Here is a 16,933-nt window from a genome sequence, read left to right on the forward strand (position 1 = left end):
GCCCGCCTCCCCGAAACCCGTCCGGGAGCCGCACAACGCCGTGGGCCGTACTCCTCACCAGGAGTACGGCCCACGGCGTTGTGGTGCGGGGTGCGGGTCAGTTCCGCTCGCCGCCGCCCAGGTGGTGCACCCGGACCATGTTGGTGGTGCCGGGGATGCCGGGGGGCGAGCCGGCGGTGATGACCATCGTGTCGCCGTCGCTGTAGCGGTTCAGCTTCAGCAGCTCCGCGTCGACCAGGTCCACCATCGCGTCGGTGTTGTTCACGTGCGGGACGACGTACGACTCGACGCCCCAGCTCAGGGCGAGCTGGTTGCGGGTGTTCTCGTCCGTGGTGAAGGCCAGGATCGGCTGGGCCGTGCGATAGCGCGAGAGACGGCGGGCGGTGTCGCCGGACTGGGTGAAGGCGACCAGGGCCTTGCCGTCGAGGAAGTCCGCGATCTCGCAGGCGGCACGGGCCACCGAACCGCCCTGCGTACGGGGCTTCTTGCCCTTGACCAGCGGCTGGAGGCCCTTGGAGAGCAGCTCCTCCTCGGCGGCGCAGACGATCTTCGACATCGTCTTGACCGTCTCGATCGGGTACGCGCCCACCGAGGACTCGGCGGACAGCATGACCGCGTCCGCGCCGTCCAGGATCGCGTTGGCGACGTCGGACGCCTCGGCGCGGGTCGGCCGCGAGTTGGTGATCATCGACTCCATCATCTGGGTCGCCACGATCACGGGCTTGGCGTTGCGCCGGCACAGCTCCACCAGGCGCTTCTGCACCATCGGGACCTTCTCCAGCGGGTATTCGACGGCCAGGTCACCGCGGGCCACCATCACACCGTCGAACGCCGCGACGACGCCCTCCATGTGCTCGACCGCCTGCGGCTTCTCCACCTTGGCGATGACGGGGACCCGGCGGCCCTCCTCGTCCATCACCTTGTGCACGTCCTTGACGTCGTTCGCGTCCCGGACGAAGGAGAGGGCGACCAGGTCGCAGCCCATCCGCAGGGCGAAGCGCAGGTCCTCGACGTCCTTCTCCGACAGGGCCGGCACGTTGACCGCCGCACCGGGCAGGTTGATGCCCTTGTGGTCGGAGATGACACCGCCCTCGATGACGATGGTCCTCACCCGGGGGCCCTCGACCGCGACGACCTTCAGCTCGACGTTTCCGTCGTTGATCAGGATCGGGTCGCCCTTGACGACGTCGCCGGGCAGACCCTTGTAGGTCGTGCCGCAGATCGACTTGTCGCCGGGGACGTCCTCGGAGGTGATGGTGAACTCGTCCCCGCGGACCAGCTCGACCGGGCCCTCGGCGAACTTCGCCAGCCGGATCTTGGGGCCCTGGAGGTCGGCGAGTACGCCCACCGCGCGGCCGGTCTCGGCGGCCGCCTTGCGGACACGGTCGTAACGGCCCTGGTGTTCCTCGTGGGTGCCGTGACTGAAGTTGAAACGGGCCACGCTCATGCCGGCCTCGATCAGAGCGACGAGCTGCTCATGGGAGTCGACGGCGGGACCGAGGGTGCAGACGATTTTGGAACGGCGCATGAGGCGGATCCTATCGGTTTGTTTCGCTACGGAATATTCCGTCTGGTGGAAGATACAAAGGGGCGCGGGGGTGCTCAGTTGTCGCTGTGCACCGGGCTGACGGCGTCACCCCGGCTGACCAGTGCGAACGTCTGCTCGGCGATCTCCAGCTCCTCGTCCGTCGGCACCACGGCGACCGCCACCCGGGCGTACTCCGGCGAGATCAGCCGCGGCTCACCGGACCGTACGGAGTTGAGCGAGGCGTCCACCGCCATGCCCAGCTCCTCCAGGCCCGCGATGGCAGCTTCCCGCACCGGGGCCGCGTTCTCCCCGACCCCCGCCGTGAACGCCACCGCGTCCACCCGCCCGAGCACCGCCGTGTAGGCGCCGATGTACTTCTTCAGGCGGTGGATGTAGATGTCGAAGGCCAGCGCCGCCCGCTCGTCGCCCTCGTCGATCCGGCGGCGGATCACCCGCATGTCGTTGTCGCCGCACAGGCCCACAAGACCGCTCTTCTTGTTCAGCAGGACGTCGATCTCGTCGGCCGACATCCCCGCCACCCGCATCAGATGGAAGGTGACCGCCGGATCGATGTCCCCGGAGCGCGTACCCATCACGAGCCCTTCCAAAGGCGTCAGCCCCATCGAGGTCTCCACGCACCGCCCGCCCGCGACCGCCGAGGCCGACGCCCCGTTGCCCAGGTGCAGCACGATGACGTTCACCTCCTCGGGGGTCTTCCCCAGCAGCTCGGCCGTCTTCCGCGAGACGTACGCGTGCGAGGTGCCGTGGAAGCCGTAGCGGCGGATCCGGTGCGCGTCGGCGGTCTCCACGTCGATCGCGTACCGCGCGGCCGCCTCCGGCATCGTCGTGTGGAACGCCGTGTCGAACACCGCCACCTGCGGCAGATCCGGCCGCAGGGCCTGGGCCGTACGGATGCCGGTGATGTTCGCCGGGTTGTGCAGCGGGGCGACCGGGACGAGCCGCTCGATCTCCTTCAGCACCTCGTCGGTGATGACCGTCGGCGCGCTGAACCGCAGCCCGCCGTGCACCACCCGGTGCCCGATCGCGGCCAGTTCGGGGGAGTCCAGGCCGAGCCCGTCCGCCGCCAGCTCCTCGGCCGCCGCCTTCAGCGCCTCGTCGTGGTCCGCGATCCGGCCCGTACGCTCCCGGGGCTCCGCGCCGCCGCCTGCCAGCGGAGTGTGCACCAGCCGTGAGGTCTCCTCGCCGATCCGCTCGACCAGGCCCGAGGCGAGCCGCGAGCGGTCGCGCATGTCGAGCAGCTGGTACTTCACCGACGAGGAGCCGGAGTTGAGGACGAGGACGCGGTGCGGTTCCACAGGGGCTGCCGTGCTTTCGTGATCGGGGGAATCGAGGGAGGGGCCGGAAGGAGCGGTCGGGGTCATGCGGGGCGCTCCTCGCTCTGCGCCTGGATCGCCGTGATCGCCACCGTGTTGACGATGTCCTGGACGAGCGCGCCGCGCGAGAGGTCGTTGACGGGCTTGCGCAGCCCCTGGAGCACCGGGCCGACCGCCACCGCGCCGGCCGAGCGCTGCACGGCCTTGTAGGTGTTGTTGCCGGTGTTCAGGTCCGGGAAGATCAGCACGGTCGCCTGGCCGGCCACCTCGGAGTCCGGCAGCTTCGTCGCCGCGACGGACGGCTCGACCGCCGCGTCGTACTGGATCGGCCCCTCCACCCGCAGCTCGGGCCGCTCCGCCCGCACCCGCTCGGTCGCCTCCCGTACCTTGTCCACGTCCGCGCCGGAGCCCGAGGTCCCGGTGGAGTACGACAGCATCGCCACGCGCGGCTCCACGCCGAAGCGGGCCGCCGTCACCGCCGACTGCACCGCGATGTCCGCGAGCTGCTCGGCGTTCGGGTCCGGATTGACCGCGCAGTCGCCGTACACGAGGACCTTGTCGGCCAGGCACATGAAGAAGACGGACGACACGATCGAGGCGTCCGGCTTCGTCTTGATGATCTCGAACGCCGGGCGGATCGTGGCCGCTGTGGAGTGCACCGACCCGGACACCATCCCGTCGGCCAGCCCCTCCTGCACCATCAGCGTGCCGAAGTAGTTCACGTCCACCACCACGTCGTACGCCAGCTCCACCGTCACCCCGCGGTGCGCGCGCAGCTGCGCGTACCGCTCGGCGAAGGTCTGCCGCAGCTCCGAGGTCTGCGGGTCGATCAGCTGGGTCTCCGCCAGGTCGATGCCGAGGTCGGCGGCCTTCTTGCGGATCACGTCCACATCGCCGAGGAGCGTGAGGTCGCAGACGTCCCGGCGCAGCAGCACATCGGCGGCGCGCAGCACCCGCTCCTCGGTGCCCTCCGGCAGCACCACGCGCTTGCGGTCGGAGCGGGCCTGCTCCAGCAGCTCGTGCTCGAACATCATCGGCGTGACCCGGGCGCTGCGGGCCACCGAGATCCGGTCGAGCAGCGCCGCGGTGTCCACATGACGCTCGAACAGACCGAGGGCGGTCTCCGCCTTGCGCGGGGTCGCCGCGTTCAACTTGCCTTCGAGGGTGAAGAGTTCGGCGGCGGTGGGGAAGGATCCGCCGGCCACCGACACGACCGGGGTCCCCGGTGCGAGCCGGGCGGCCAGCGTGAGTATCTCCTCGCCGGGCCGCTCGTCCAGCGTCAGCAGCACGCCCGCGATGGGCGGGGTGCCCGCGCTGTGCGCGGCCAGCGAGCCCACCACCAGGTCCGCGCGGTCCCCGGGGGTGACCACCATGCAGCCGGGCGTCAGCGCGTTCAGCAGGTTCGGCAGCATCGCCCCGCCGAAGACGAAGTCCAGCGCGTCGCGCGCGAGACCCGAGTCGTCGCCGAGCAGCACCGTGCCGCCCAGCGCCGCGGTGATCTGGGCGACGGTCGGCGCCGAGAGCGCCGGATCGTCCGGCAGGACGGAGACGGGGACCGGCAGCCGGGCCGCCAGCCGCTCCTCTATCGCCGCGCGGTCCTCGGCGGCGACCCGGTTCACCACCATGGCCAGTACGTCGCAGCCGAGGCCCGCGTAGGCGCGGTAGGCGTTACGGGTCTCGGCCCGCACGGACTCCGCCGCCTGCCCCTTGCCGCCGACCACCGCGATCACGGAGGCCCCGAACTCGTTGGCCAGCCGGGCGTTCAGCGCCAGCTCGTCGGGGAGCTGGGTGGCCGCGAAGTCGCTGCCCAGGACGAGGACCGCCTCGTACTCCCTGGCCACCCGGTGGAACCGCTCGACGAGCCGCGAGACCAGCTCGCCGGTGCCCTTCTCCGCCTGCACGGCGGAGGCCTCGTGGTAGTCCAGGCCGTAGACGGTGGCCGGGCTCTGGGAGAGCCGGTAGCGGGCCCGCAGCAGCTCGTAGAGCCGGTCGGGCCCGTCGTGGACCAGCGGGCGGAAGACCCCGACCCGGTCCACCTGACGCGTCAGAAGCTCCATGACTCCCAGCTCGACGACCTGCCGGCCGTCCCCCCGCTCGATCCCGGTCACGTACACGCTCCGCGCCACGCGTGCTCTCCCGTCCATGTTCGGTGCCGCGACCCGCGGGGCGTCCGGACGTGCGGTGCTGCCCCCGTGCCCGCCCGGTGTTCCGCCGGGTGCGGCATTGGCCTGCATTGCCTCTTGACGATACCTGTGGGGGCCGCTATATCGCCCGCCGGAGGTTCCGGGGGGCGCGGGACCTCCGGATTCCCCTGCCCGGGAGCGGCCCGCCCGGCCCGGCCGAAAGCGCGGGGTCCGTGCCGGGCGTGGGACAATCGTCGCGGTTCAGGGCAGGGAGGTCGCGGCAGGCGCCCTCCTGGAAAAGCGCGACTAGCGAGCAGGAGACATACCTCGATGCGCATCGGCATTCTCACCGCGGGCGGCGACTGCCCCGGCCTGAACGCAGTGATCCGGTCGGTCGTCCACCGGGCCGTCGTCGGCCACGGCGACGAGGTCATCGGCTTCGAGGACGGCTTCAAGGGGCTGCTCGACGGCCACTTCCGCCCCCTCGACCTCAACGCGGTCAGCGGCATCCTCGCCCGCGGCGGCACCATCCTCGGCTCGGCCCGCCTGGAGCGCGACCGGCTGCGCGAGGCCGCCGAGAACTGCGAGGAGCTGGCCCGCCGTTACGGCATCGACGCGCTCATCCCGATCGGCGGCGAGGGCACGCTCACCGCGGCCCGCATGCTCGCCGACGCCGGGATGCCGGTCGTCGGCGTCCCGAAGACCATCGACAACGACATCTCCTCCACCGACCGCACGTTCGGGTTCGACACGGCGGTGGGCGTCGCGACCGAGGCCATAGACCGTCTGAAGACCACCGCCGAGTCCCACCAGCGCGTGATGGTCGTCGAGGTCATGGGCCGGCACGCCGGCTGGATCGCGCTGGAGTCCGGAATGGCCGGCGGCGCCCACGGCATCTGCCTGCCCGAGCGGCCCTTCCAGGTCGACGACCTGGTCAAGATGGTCGAGGAACGGTTCGCGCGCGGCAAGAAGTTCGCCGTCATCTGCGTCGCCGAGGGCGCGCACCCGGCCGAGGGCTCCATGCCGTACGCCAAGGGCGAGATCGACCAGTACGGCCACGAGCGCTTCCAGGGCATCGGCAACCGCCTCGCCATCGAGCTGGAGACCCGGCTCGGCAAGGAGGCCCGGCCGGTCATTCTCGGCCATGTCCAGCGTGGCGGCACGCCGACCGCGTACGACCGGGTGCTCGCCACCCGCTTCGGCTGGCACGCCGTGGAGGCCGTGCACCGGGGCGAGTTCGGCCGGATGACCGCCCTGCGCGGGACCGACATCGCCATGGTCCCGCTCGCCGAGGCCGTCACCCAGCTGAAGCGGGTGCCCACCGACCGGATGGACGAGGCCGAGTCGGTCTTCTAGGCCCCGGTCGCTTCGAACCGCACGGGCCGCACGGGCGGCCCGTGCGGAGTCATACCCCGGCGGTCCGCCAGAACTGCTCCACCACCCGGGCCAGGAACGCCCGGCCCGCGTCGCCCGTCGACCCGGAACGCTCCTGGCCGGTGCTGCTCCAGCTCAGCGTCGAGACCATCAGGGCCTGGTAGTCGGTGTGCAGTTGCTCCAGCACGTCCTGGATCAGCGCCCGGTCCAGCGGCACGATCTTGGCCACCGGCCGGACGTACGCCTGCCAGCGTGTGGTGACCGCGCTGCCCAGCAGCTCCGCCAGCTCCCCGTCGCGGCCCGTCGCCGTCAGGAACTGCGCCGCCGTCAGACCCAGCGCCCGGCACAGCGCCGCCGACTGCTTCTCGTTGCCCCGCCAGCGCCCCGACTCCTCCATCCGCAGATACGAGGCGCCGGTCATCCCCAGCTGCCGGGCCAGCTCGTCCACGGTCAGGTCCCGGGTCAGCCGGTGCTCGCGCAGGGTGGCCGCGGCGGCCAGCAGCTCTCCGGGCGCACACCACAGGACGCCGGCGAGGGCGGTCAGCTCGCGCTCCCCGGGGGTCGCGATGCCGCGCTCCCAGGCGACGACCGTCTCTGCGCTGATCCGGAGTCCGTACTGGGCGGCGAGCCCGTAGGCGACATGGCCGGGAGCCATCCCCAGTGCCTCGCGGAGACGGCGCGCGGCGGGGGCGTTGAAGGGCGGGGTGGGGTGCACGGGCCCACCGTAGAAGTCCATTTCCGCCCTGGCTACGGTACGTTCCGCACAGAACACGCTTCGTAGGAACCTCCAGCCGGGAACCGGGCGGGCGGTACGGGAAACCCGCCCCACCAGCGCTTTCTTTTCCGGTCCCGTTCATGCCCTTCAGGCCCGCGAAACCGACCGGAAAGCGCTTGTCGACCCGGAACGTCCCGACCGGTCAGCGCCCCGCGGCCAGCCAGCTGTAGTGCAACTCCGGTCGGCCGACCTGCCCATAATGCGGACGCCTCGCGGCGCTGCCGACGGTCACCAGATGCTCCAGATAGCGCCGGGCCGTGATCCGGGAGATGCCCAGACGCTCCCCGGCGGCGGCCGCCGTCACCCCTTCCGGCGACTCCTTCAGTACCCGGGTCACCCCTTCCAGCGTCGGTCCGCTGAGCCCCTTGGGCAGCGCGGCCGGATGCGCGACCCGCAGCGCGCCCAGCGCCCGGTCCACCTCCTCCTGGCCGCTCGCCTCCCCGGCGACGCCCCGGAACTCCGCGTACCGCACCAGCCGGTCCCGCAGCGTGGGGTACGTGAACGGCTTCAGCACGTACTGCACGACGCCGAGCGACACCCCCTCCCGCACCACCGCCAGATCCCGGGCCGAGGTCACCGCGATCACATCGGCCCCGTGGCCGGCGGCGCGCAGCGAGCGCAGCAGCCCGAGCCCGTGCCCGTCGGGCAGATAGAGATCGAGCAGCAGCAGATCCACCGGGGTCCGCTCCAGCGCGCGCACCGCCGCCGCCCGGGTGTGCGCCACCGCGGTCACGGTGAAACCCTCCACCCGCTCCACGTACATCTGGTGGGCGTCGGCGGCCACCGGATCGTCCTCCACCACCAGCACTCTGATCACGCCGTGACCTCCTGCGCCCGGGCCCCCGCCGCCGACTCGGCCGTACGCTCCCCGAGCGGCAGCCGTACGGTGAACCGCGCGCCGCCGTCCGGACCCGCGTCCAGCTCCACCGTGCCCCCGTTGCGGTGCGCCGCCTGCCGCACCAGCGCCAGGCCGAGACCGCGCCCCGCCCCGTGCGTCGACCAGCCCCGCCGGAACACCTCGTCCGCCGCCTCCGGGCCGATGCCCGCCCCCGTGTCCGCGACCCGCAGCAGCAGCTCCCGCTCGTCCGCGAGCGCGGTGACCGTCACCCGGGCCCGCCCCGCCGGGCCCCCGGCCGTCCGGGGCGCGGGCACCGCCGCCCCGGACTCCGCCGCGTCCTCGGAACCCTCCGACGCGGCGTCCACCGCGTTGTCGATCAGATTGCCCAGGATCGTCACCAGATCCCGCTGGGCCAGCGACGGCGGCAGCGCCCCGTCGTCGATCAGGCTGTCCTCCGCGAGCACCAGCTCCACGCCCCGCTCGTTGGCCTGGGCGGCCTTGCCGAGCAGCAGCGCGGCCAGCACCGGCTCCTCCACCGCCCCCACCACCCGGTCGGTCAGCACCTGGGCCAGCTCCAGCTCCGCCGTCGCGAAGTCCACCGCCTCCGCCACCCGGCCCAGCTCGATCAGCGACACCACGGTGTGCAGCCGGTTCGCCGCCTCGTGCGCCTGGGAACGCAGCGCCTGCGTGAAACCGCGCTCGGAGTCCAGTTCCCCGGTCAGCGCCTGGAGCTCGGTGTGGTCCCGCAGGGTCACCACCGTGCCCCGCTGCTCACCGCCCACCACCGGACGGGTGTTGACCACGATCACCCGGTCCGCCGTCAGGTGCAGCTCGTCCACCCGCGACTCCGACGCCAGCAGCGCCCCGGTCAGCGGTGCGGGCAGCGCCAGCTCGGCGACCGTACGGCCGACCGCCTCCGTGTCCGGCTCCAGGCCCAGCAGCTCCCGCCCCGCGTCGTTGATCAGCGCGATCCGCCGCTGCCCGTCCAGCATCAGCAGCCCCTCGCGCACCGCGTGCAGCGTGGCCTGGTGGTAGTCGTGCAGCCGGCTCAGCTCGGCCGCGTTCATCCCGTGCGTGTGCCGCCGCAGCCGGGCGTTGATCACGTACGTGCCGAACCCGCCGAGCGCCAGCGCCCCGCCCGCCGCCAGCGCGAGGGCGCCGAGCTGCTCCCGTACCTGCGAGGAGACCCGGTCCACGGTGATGCCCGCGCTGACCAGGCCGACGATCTTCCCGTCGTCGCGGATCGGGGTGACCACCCGTATCGAGGGGCCCAGCGTGCCGGTGTACGTCTCGGTGAAGGTCTGCCCGCGCAGGGCCTTCGCCGTGTTGCCGAGGAAGGTGTCCCCGATCTGGGCGGTGTCCGGATGCGTCCAGCGCACCCGCTCGGTGTCCATGATCGTGACGAAGGCGATCCCGGTGTCCTCGCGCACCCGCTCCGCGTACGGCTGGAGTACGGCGGACGGGTCCGGGGTACGGATGGCCTCCCGTACGGAAGGGGAATCGGCCACGGCGAGGGCCGCCACCCGCACCTGGCGGGCCGCCGTCTCCTCGGCCTGCGCGCTGCCGGAGACGTACGCGAACACGGCGCACCCGGCCACCACGGCGGCGATGAGCACGACCTGCATGGCGAAGAGCTGGCCCGCCAGGCTGCGCGGGAGGGTACGGGGGAGACGCATACCCCACAGTCTGCCTCGCCCGGCCGGAGGCTCCCAGAGCTCTCCCGGTTGGCCGGAAAGCGACTGTGAACGATATGAACGCAAGGGTGACCGGGGTCACAGGCCGGTGGATAGTCACCGAAGCCCCCAGGGACGGGGGCGCACGATGTGACCGAGCCGAGGAGCCCCACCATGGCTGTGGCAGCCAAACAACGGGACCGCACCCACTACCTGTACATCGCCGTGATCGCCGCCGTGGCGCTCGGCATCCTGGTGGGCTTCGCGGCCCCCGGGGTGGCCGTCGAGCTGAAGCCCATCGGCGCCGGCTTCGTGAACCTGATCAAGATGATGATCTCGCCGATCATCTTCTGTACGATCGTCCTGGGCGTCGGCTCGGTCCGCAAGGCCGCCAAGGTCGGCGCGGTCGGCGGTCTGGCGCTCGGCTACTTCCTGGTCATGTCGACCGTGGCCCTCGCCATCGGCCTGCTCGTCGGCAACATCCTGGAGCCCGGCTCCACCCTCCACATCACCGAGCAGGCGCGGGCCGCCGGCGAGGCGCAGGCGTCGGGCGCGAGCGAGTCCACCGTGGACTTCCTGCTCGGCATCATCCCGACCACGATCGTCTCCGCCTTCACCGCGGGCGAGGTCCTCCAGACCCTGCTCGTCGCGCTCCTCGCGGGCTTCGCGCTCCAGGCGATGGGCAGGACCGGTGAGCCGATCCTCCGCGGCATCACCCACATCCAGCGCCTCGTCTTCCGCATCCTCGCCATGATCATGTGGGCCGCCCCGGTCGGCGCGTTCGGTGCGATCGCCGCGGTGGTCGGCGAGACCGGCCTCGACGCCCTGAAGTCGCTGGCGATCATCATGATCGGCTTCTACGTCACCTGCGCCCTGTTCGTCTTCGTGGTGCTGGGCGCGCTGCTGCGCCTGATCACCGGCGTGAACCTGTTCTCGCTGCTGAAGTACCTGGGCCGCGAGTTCCTGCTGATCCTCTCCACCTCCTCCTCCGAGTCGGCGCTGCCGCGGCTGATCGCGAAGATGGAGCACCTGGGCGTCAGCAAGCCCGTCGTCGGCATCACCGTGCCGACCGGCTACTCCTTCAACCTCGACGGCACCGCGATCTACCTCACGATGTCCTCGCTGTTCATCGCCAACGCGATGGGGGACCCGCTGAGCGCGGGCGAGCAGATCTCGCTGCTGGTCTTCATGGTCATCGCCTCGAAGGGTGCGGCCGGTGTGACCGGCGCGGGCCTGGCGACCCTGGCCGGCGGCCTCCAGTCGCACCGCCCCGAACTCGTCGACGGCGTCGGCCTGATCGTCGGCATCGACCGCTTCATGAGCGAGGCCCGCGCCCTGACCAACTTCGCGGGCAACGCGGTCGCCACGGTGCTGGTCGGCCACTGGACCAAGGAGATCGACAAGGACCGGGTGAACGAGGTGCTGGCCGGCCGGATCCCGTTCGACGAGAAGACCCTCGTGGACGACCACGCCCCGTCCGGCGGCGCCGAGGAGGTCCCCGAGCAGCGGGACGGCGCGGCCGAGCAGCCCGCGAAGGTCTGACCCGCACCACCGCCAGGCCCCCCACCCAAGGACACCCGTTATCCCCCGGTACGGGTGTTCTTGCGTGGGGCCCGGCACCGGAGCCTGCGTCCACGGCCGGTACCGATACCCCGCTTCCGTGGCCGGTACCGATCCCTTGTGTCCGTGTTCTGTCACGACGGCCACGGCAGGCACAACCCTCCCCGTCCGGCACCGGTCTTGAGAGGTGAAGGACCGCAGTCAGCCCCCATGCGTCCCACGACAGCGCCCCACGACCGAAGGACTTCCATGCGTATCGCCCCTTCCCGCAGCCGTACCCTGCGCGGCGGGACCGCCGCCGTGGCCGCCGCAGCGCTGGTGGCGCTGGGCGCCGTACCGGCGCTCGCCGCCGACCCGGAGCCGGACCTCGGCGTCGGAACGATCGCGCCGGTCAAGGGAGTTCAGCCCGGGAGCACGTTCTCCACCCCGCTGACCTTCCTCAACAAGGGGACGGCGGAGGTCCCCGCGGTCTGGGTGACGTACGCCGTGTCGCCGGGCCTCACGGCGGACGAGACGCACAAGAACTGCACGTACTACACCACCCCCTCGTACGACGAGATGCCCGAGCGCAATGTCGCCTCCTGCCGGATCGAGCAGCCGCTGAAGCCGGGCGTCGTCTACGGCACGGAGAAGCCCGTATCGCTCAAGGCGCTGGACTCCGCGTTCCGCGACGACCTGCGGGTGACGGTCGGCGTCGACGAACCCGACCCGGGCGACGGCGGCTCCACCGAGCCGGTGCCCGGCACCGGCGACCCGCTCACCCTGGTCGAGAAGGGCCCGGCCGACGACGCCGACCGCACGGACCACCCCGAGCCGGTCGCCGAGGCCGACGTCACCGCCGCGAACACCGCGGACTTCGCCCTGACCGGCGACGAGCAGAAGGGGAAGGTCGGTGAGAAGGTCACCGCGACGGTGAAGTTCACCAACAAGGGCCCCGCCCGCGTCCAGGGAACCCGCGACCAGAGCGTGACCACCGTCGACATCCGCATCCCCGAGGGCACGTCCGTCGTCAAGCCGCACGGATTCTGCGACGAGGTCACCAAGACCCACTACCGCTGCGGGACCTCCCAGTCCTGGGTCGACGTGAACGGCGGCGAGAGCTACCCCTTCGTCCTGCGCATCGACAAGGCGGTCGGCCGCACCACCGGCGAGGTCTCCTTCAGCGGCCAGGAGCGCCCCTTCGACCGCAACGCCGAGAACGACACCGCGCAGATCGTGATCGACACCGGCAAGGAGTCGGACACGGAGGGCTCCTCGGGCTCGACCGGTTCCTCGTCCACCGGCGGTACGGGCGGCTCCCCGTCCACCGGAGGCTCCGGCTCCACCGGCTCGACGAGCACCACCGGCGGGACCGGCACCACCGGCACGGGCGGCTCGACGACCGCCGGCGCCACCCCGCAGACCGGCGGCAACCTCGCGGCGACCGGCTCGGACTCCACCGTCCCGCTCATCGGCATGGCGGCCGCGGCGGTGGCGGCGGGCGGCGGCATCCTGTGGGCCGTGCGCCGGCGGTCGGCGGCCCAGGGGAACTGACGCCCCGGCCTCTCGCCCGCGTCGACGCCGACGTCTGCCGTGCTTGCGTTGACGTCGGCGTCAAGGAATACGTTCTTCCCATGCGAATCGGGGAGCTGGCCGAACGGGCCGGGACGACGACGCGGACACTCCGCTACTACGAGTCGCGCGGGCTGCTGCCCGCGCGGCGCGCGGAGAACGGCTACCGCAGCTACGACGAGGGCGACCTGCGCCTCCTCCAGCAGATCCGGACCCTCCAGGACTTCGGGTTCGACCTGGAGGAGACCAGGCCCTTCGTCGACTGCCTGCGCGCCGGCCACCCGGCCGGCGACTCCTGTCCCGCCTCGCTCGCCGTCTACCGGCGCAAGCTGGACGAGCTGGACGCGCTGATCGGCCAGCTCACCTCCGTGCGCGCCGAGGTCGGCGCCCAGCTCGCCCGAGCCGAACTGGAGGCGTCGGCCGACCTGCCCGGTGGTCCGGCACCCCGCTGCGAACTGGGAGGACAGCCATGATCAGGACCGAAGGCCTCACCGAGGCCACCGAGGAGACCTTCGATGCGGAGGTGCTGGAAGCGGCGCTGCCCGTGCTGGTCCAGTTCACCGCCGACTGGTGCGGCCCCTGCCGCCAACTCACCCCGGTGCTGGGCGAGATCGCCCGCGAGGAGGCCGACCGGATCAGGATCGTCCAGCTCGACGTCGACCGTGCGCCCGGGATCACCGTCCGGTACGGCGTGCTGGCGACGCCGACGCTGATGGTCTTCCGGGCGGGTGAGCCGGTGAAGTCGCTCGTCGGCGCCCGGCCGAAGCGCAAACTGCTCCAGGAGCTGGCGGACGTACTCGACCCGGCCGGCCGCTGACCTGGATCCTTTCCCCGAAGTGCGTATCTGACAGCCAAGTGGGTTCTGGTCAGGCCCTGTTCGCGCGCCAAGGATGGTCTCCATGACGCAAGCGCACCCGACCACCGCACCCACCGATCCCGCCCCTGTCACCGTTCTCGGCCTCGGCGACATGGGCCGCTCCCTGGCCCGCGCCTTCCTGGCCGTCGGCCACCCCACCACCGTCTGGAACCGCTCGCCCGGCAAGGGTGAGGACGTCGTCGCCCTGGGCGCGGTGCGGGCCGCGTCCGCCGAGGAGGCGGTGCGGGCGAGCGGTCTCGTCGTGGTCTGCCTCGTCGACTACGACGCCTCCGACGCGGTCCTGGAGCCACTGGCCGAAGCGCTTCGGGGGCGGGTCCTGGTCAACCTCACCTCGGACACCCCGGCCCGCTCGCGGCAGGCCGCCGCCTGGGCCGCGAAGCACGCCCTGTCCTACCTCGACGGCGCGATCATGGTGCCCGTCGACGTGGTCGGCTCGGCGGAGGCCCTGGTCTTCCACTCCGGCGACCGCGCCGCCTTCGCCGCGCACGAGGCCACCCTCAAGGCGCTCGGCGCGCCCGCCACCTTCCTCGGCGAGGACCACGGGCTCGCCGCCGCCTACGACATGGCGATGCTGGACTTCTTCTACGGGGCCATGGGCGGCCTCGTCCACGCCTTCGCGCTGGCCCGCGCCGAGGGCATCGACGGCGCGTCGCTCGCCCCGTACCTCGGCACGATCGCGCACATCCTGCCGCCGATCGCGGCCTACACGGCGACCGACGTCGACACCCGTACGTACGCGAACGACGGCGGCAACCTCGCCATGATGGCGGCCAGTGTCGACCACATCCTGCACACCTCGAAGGACCACGGCCTGGACGTCTCGCAGCTGGCGGGGCTGAAGTCCGTCACCGACCGGGCCATCGCCGAGGGCCACGGCACCTCGTCCTGGTCGAGCATCGTCGAGGTGATCGCCGCCGACCGCTGACCGGCCCGGAACGGGGGAGGGGCCGGCACCGCGTCGCATCAGACGCGGTACCGGCCCCGGCCGTTCACGGACCCGTACGGGCTACGCCGGGCGGAACCACACCGTCGCCAGCGGCGGCAGCGTCAGCGAGATGCTGGACGGCCGACCGTGCGCGGGCACCGCCTCCGCCTTCAGCGGCTCCTCGTTGCGCACATCGCCCCCGCCGTACCGGGCCGCGTCGGTGTTGAGGACCTCCACCCAGCCCTCCGCGCCGGTCTCCGGCACCCCCAGGCGGTAGTCGCTGCGGACCGCCGGGGAGAAGTGCGAGACCGCGAGCAGCGGGGAACCGTCCGCGTCGTACCGCAGGAACGCGAACACGTTGTCCTCGGCCGCCCCGCCGTCCACCCAGCTGAACCCCTCCGGCGAGGTGTCGCGCTGCCACAGCGCGGGCACCGCCCCGTACACCGCGTTCAGATCGCCGACCAGGGTCCGCACCCCGCGGTGGTCGCCGGACGCCTCGTACGCCGGGTCCAGCAGCCACCAGTCCGGGCCGTGCCCCTCGGACCACTCCGCTCCCTGCGCGAACTCCTGTCCCATGAACAGGAGTTGCTTGCCCGGATGGGCCCACATGAAGCCCAGGTAGGCGCGGTGGTTGGCGCGCCGCTGCCACCAGTCGCCGGGCATTTTCGTCACCAGCGCCTGCTTGCCGTGCACCACCTCGTCGTGCGAGATCGGCAGCACATAGTTCTCGCTGTACGCGTACACCATCGAGAACGTCATCTCGTTGTGGTGGTACTTGCGGTGGATCGGCTCCTTCGCCATGTACTGGAGCGAGTCGTGCATCCAGCCCATGTTCCACTTCAGCCCGAAGCCCAGGCCCCCGCTGTCGGTGGGGCGGGTGACCCCGTCCCAGGCGGTGGACTCCTCGGCGATGGTGACGACACCCGGATTGCGGCGGTAGACGGTCGCGTTCATCTCCTGGAGGAAGGCGACCGCGTCCAGGTTCTCCCGGCCACCGAACTCGTTGGGCGACCACTGGCCGTCCTCGCGGGAGTAGTCGAGGTAGAGCATCGAGGCGACCGCGTCGACCCGCAGCCCGTCGATGTGGAACTCCTCGCACCAGTAAGTCGCGTTCGCAACCAGGAAGTTACGGACCTCGGTGCGGCCGTAGTCGAACTCCAGCGTCCCCCAGTCCGGGTGCGCCGCGCGCCGCGGGTCGGCGTGCTCGTACAGCGGGCGCCCGTCGAACTCGGCCAACGCCCAGTCGTCGCGCGGGAAATGGGCCGGGACCCAGTCCATGATGACGCCGATGCCCGCCCGGTGCAGGGCGTCGACGAGGAAGCGGAAGTCGTCCGGGGTGCCGAGACGCGAGGTCGGCGCGTAGAACCCGGTGACCTGATAGCCCCAGGACCCGCCGAAGGGGTGCTCCGAGACCGGCATCAGCTCGACGTGCGTGAACCCGAGGTCCTTGACGTACGCGGGCAGCTGCTCGGCGAGTTGACGGTACGTCAGTCCCGGCCGCCAGGAGGCGAGGTGGACCTCGTACACCGAGAACGGGGCCTCGTGGACCGGCCGGTCGCCCCGGTGCGCCATCCAGTCCGCGTCCTGCCACTCGTGATGCTTGGCGGTGACGATCGACGCGGTGGCGGGCGGCACCTCGGTGCGCCGGGCCATCGGGTCGGCCCGTACCGTGTGCGAACCGTCCGGGCGGCAGATGTCGAACTTGTACAGCGCGCCCTCGCCGACCCCCGGCAGGAACAGCTCCCACACCCCGGTCGAGCCGAGCGACCGCATCGGGTAGCCCGTGCCGTCCCAGTAGTTGAAGTCACCGGTGATCCGCACACCGCGCGCGTTCGGCGCCCACAGGGTGAACCGGGTCCCGGCCACCCCCTGGTGTTCCATCGGCTCCGCGCCGAGCGCCCGCCACAGCTCCTCGTGGCGGCCCTCGCCGATCAGATGCAGATCCAGCTCGCCGATCGCGGGCCAGAAGCGGTACGGGTCCTCCACCTCGATGGTGTTGTCGTCGTACGCCACTTCCAGCCGGTACGCGGGTACCTGCGGCACCGGCAGCACACCGGAGAAGAAGCCGTCCCCGTCGTCGTGCAGCTCGGCCCGCAGCCCCGTCGCCAGCACGGTGACGGTCCGGGCGAACGGCCGCAGCGCCCGGACGAGCACCCCGCCGGGGATCGGGTGGGCGCCCAGCACATCGTGCGGCGCGTGGTGGTCACCGGCCAGCAGCCGGCCCCGGTCCGCCCCGTCCAGGGCCGGTGCGGGGCGGGCGCCCTGGCCGTCACCGGCCTGCCGGGGGCGCGGCGGGCCCGCGTCCGCCCGCTTGGGCCGGGTGCGCTTGGCGGGCGCGGCCTTGGTGGCGGTGGCGGCGGGCGCCGGCGCGGGGG

13 protein-coding genes are annotated in these 16,933 nt (G+C 72.0%); 6 read left to right on the plus strand and 7 right to left on the minus strand.

Going from position 1 to position 16,933, the window contains the following annotated elements; genetic code table 11:
• Nucleotides 1-97: 97 nt before the first annotated feature.
• The 3 genes from pyk to pta form a co-directional block, all read right to left on the minus strand.
• Entirely contained in the window at nt 98-1,528 is a 1,431-nt protein-coding gene (gene pyk, locus A3Q37_RS27380; RefSeq protein ID WP_065488285.1) for a pyruvate kinase, read from the minus strand.
• 74 nt (nt 1,529-1,602) lie between these two features.
• Nucleotides 1,603-2,844: an acetate kinase gene (locus A3Q37_RS27385; protein WP_079138011.1), complete on the minus strand. Its 1,242-nt coding sequence runs from the start codon at nt 2,842-2,844 to the stop codon at nt 1,603-1,605.
• A gap of 62 nt (nt 2,845-2,906) precedes the next feature.
• Entirely contained in the window at nt 2,907-4,988 is a 2,082-nt protein-coding gene (gene pta, locus A3Q37_RS27390; RefSeq protein ID WP_065488287.1) for a phosphate acetyltransferase, read from the minus strand.
• A 327-nt stretch (nt 4,989-5,315) separates the two neighbouring features.
• Here pta and A3Q37_RS27395 point away from each other — a divergent pair, with 327 nt between their 5' ends.
• Complete coding sequence (locus A3Q37_RS27395; protein ID WP_065488288.1) at nt 5,316-6,341, plus strand: ATP-dependent 6-phosphofructokinase; 1,026 nt, start codon at nt 5,316-5,318, stop codon at nt 6,339-6,341.
• A gap of 49 nt (nt 6,342-6,390) precedes the next feature.
• Here the strand turns inward: A3Q37_RS27395 and A3Q37_RS27400 are convergent, their stop codons facing one another.
• The 3 genes from A3Q37_RS27400 to A3Q37_RS27410 form a co-directional block, all read right to left on the minus strand.
• Entirely contained in the window at nt 6,391-7,095 is a 705-nt protein-coding gene (locus tag A3Q37_RS27400; RefSeq protein WP_176711520.1) for a helix-turn-helix transcriptional regulator, read from the minus strand.
• Nucleotides 7,096-7,276: 181 nt separating this feature from the next.
• The gene (locus A3Q37_RS27405; protein WP_065488289.1) at nt 7,277-7,951 is read right to left on the minus strand and encodes a response regulator; all 675 of its coding nucleotides are present in this window, start codon (nt 7,949-7,951) and stop codon (nt 7,277-7,279) included.
• A complete protein-coding gene (locus tag A3Q37_RS27410) occupies nt 7,948-9,648 on the minus strand; it encodes a sensor histidine kinase (protein ID WP_065488290.1) in 1,701 nt (566 codons plus the stop codon). The genes A3Q37_RS27405 and A3Q37_RS27410 overlap by 4 nt, the downstream gene beginning before the upstream one ends.
• A 171-nt stretch (nt 9,649-9,819) precedes the next feature.
• On the opposite strand from A3Q37_RS27410, the gene A3Q37_RS27415 reads away from it, so the two are divergent.
• The 5 genes from A3Q37_RS27415 (at nt 9,820) to A3Q37_RS27435 (ending at nt 14,558) form a co-directional block, all read left to right on the plus strand.
• The gene (locus tag A3Q37_RS27415; RefSeq protein ID WP_065488291.1) at nt 9,820-11,187 is read left to right on the plus strand and encodes a cation:dicarboxylate symporter family transporter; all 1,368 of its coding nucleotides are present in this window, start codon (nt 9,820-9,822) and stop codon (nt 11,185-11,187) included.
• Between the two features lie 267 nt (nt 11,188-11,454).
• Nucleotides 11,455-12,738, plus strand: a complete 1,284-nt coding sequence (locus A3Q37_RS27420; protein ID WP_065488292.1) for an LAETG motif-containing sortase-dependent surface protein — start codon at nt 11,455-11,457, stop codon at nt 12,736-12,738.
• Between the two features lie 80 nt (nt 12,739-12,818).
• The gene (locus A3Q37_RS27425; RefSeq protein ID WP_065488293.1) at nt 12,819-13,229 is read left to right on the plus strand and encodes a MerR family transcriptional regulator; all 411 of its coding nucleotides are present in this window, start codon (nt 12,819-12,821) and stop codon (nt 13,227-13,229) included.
• A complete protein-coding gene (locus A3Q37_RS27430; protein WP_065488294.1) occupies nt 13,226-13,573 on the plus strand; it encodes a co-chaperone YbbN in 348 nt (115 codons plus the stop codon). Before A3Q37_RS27425 ends, A3Q37_RS27430 begins: the two co-directional genes overlap by 4 nt.
• A gap of 82 nt (nt 13,574-13,655) precedes the next feature.
• Entirely contained in the window at nt 13,656-14,558 is a 903-nt protein-coding gene (locus A3Q37_RS27435; RefSeq protein ID WP_065488295.1) for an NAD(P)-dependent oxidoreductase, read from the plus strand.
• Nucleotides 14,559-14,639: 81 nt separating this feature from the next.
• Here A3Q37_RS27435 and glgB read toward each other — a convergent pair.
• Nucleotides 14,640-16,933, minus strand: a 2,294-nt coding sequence (gene glgB / locus A3Q37_RS27440; protein WP_255311964.1) for a 1,4-alpha-glucan branching enzyme, incomplete at its 5' end; no start/stop codon positions are given.

Source organism: Streptomyces sp. PTY087I2 (assembly GCF_001687325.1).
Taxonomy (GTDB): Bacteria; Actinomycetota; Actinomycetes; order Streptomycetales; family Streptomycetaceae; genus Streptomyces.

Excerpts from the sequence above, each read along its gene's own strand:
- A3Q37_RS27430 (WP_065488294.1), top strand. The coding sequence starts at position 13,226 with ATGATCAGGACCGAAGGCCTCACCGAGGCCACCGAGGAGACCTTCGAT.
- A3Q37_RS27435 (WP_065488295.1), top strand. The coding sequence starts at position 13,656 with ATGACGCAAGCGCACCCGACCACCGCACCCACCGATCCCGCCCCTGTC.
- A3Q37_RS27410 (WP_065488290.1), bottom strand. The coding sequence starts at position 9,648 with ATGCGTCTCCCCCGTACCCTCCCGCGCAGCCTGGCGGGCCAGCTCTTC.
- A3Q37_RS27425 (WP_065488293.1), top strand. The coding sequence starts at position 12,819 with ATGCGAATCGGGGAGCTGGCCGAACGGGCCGGGACGACGACGCGGACA.
- A3Q37_RS27420 (WP_065488292.1), top strand. The coding sequence starts at position 11,455 with ATGCGTATCGCCCCTTCCCGCAGCCGTACCCTGCGCGGCGGGACCGCC.
- A3Q37_RS27415 (WP_065488291.1), top strand. The coding sequence starts at position 9,820 with ATGGCTGTGGCAGCCAAACAACGGGACCGCACCCACTACCTGTACATC.
- A3Q37_RS27395 (WP_065488288.1), top strand. The coding sequence starts at position 5,316 with ATGCGCATCGGCATTCTCACCGCGGGCGGCGACTGCCCCGGCCTGAAC.
- pyk (WP_065488285.1), bottom strand. The coding sequence starts at position 1,528 with ATGCGCCGTTCCAAAATCGTCTGCACCCTCGGTCCCGCCGTCGACTCC.
- A3Q37_RS27400 (WP_176711520.1), bottom strand. The coding sequence starts at position 7,095 with ATGGACTTCTACGGTGGGCCCGTGCACCCCACCCCGCCCTTCAACGCC.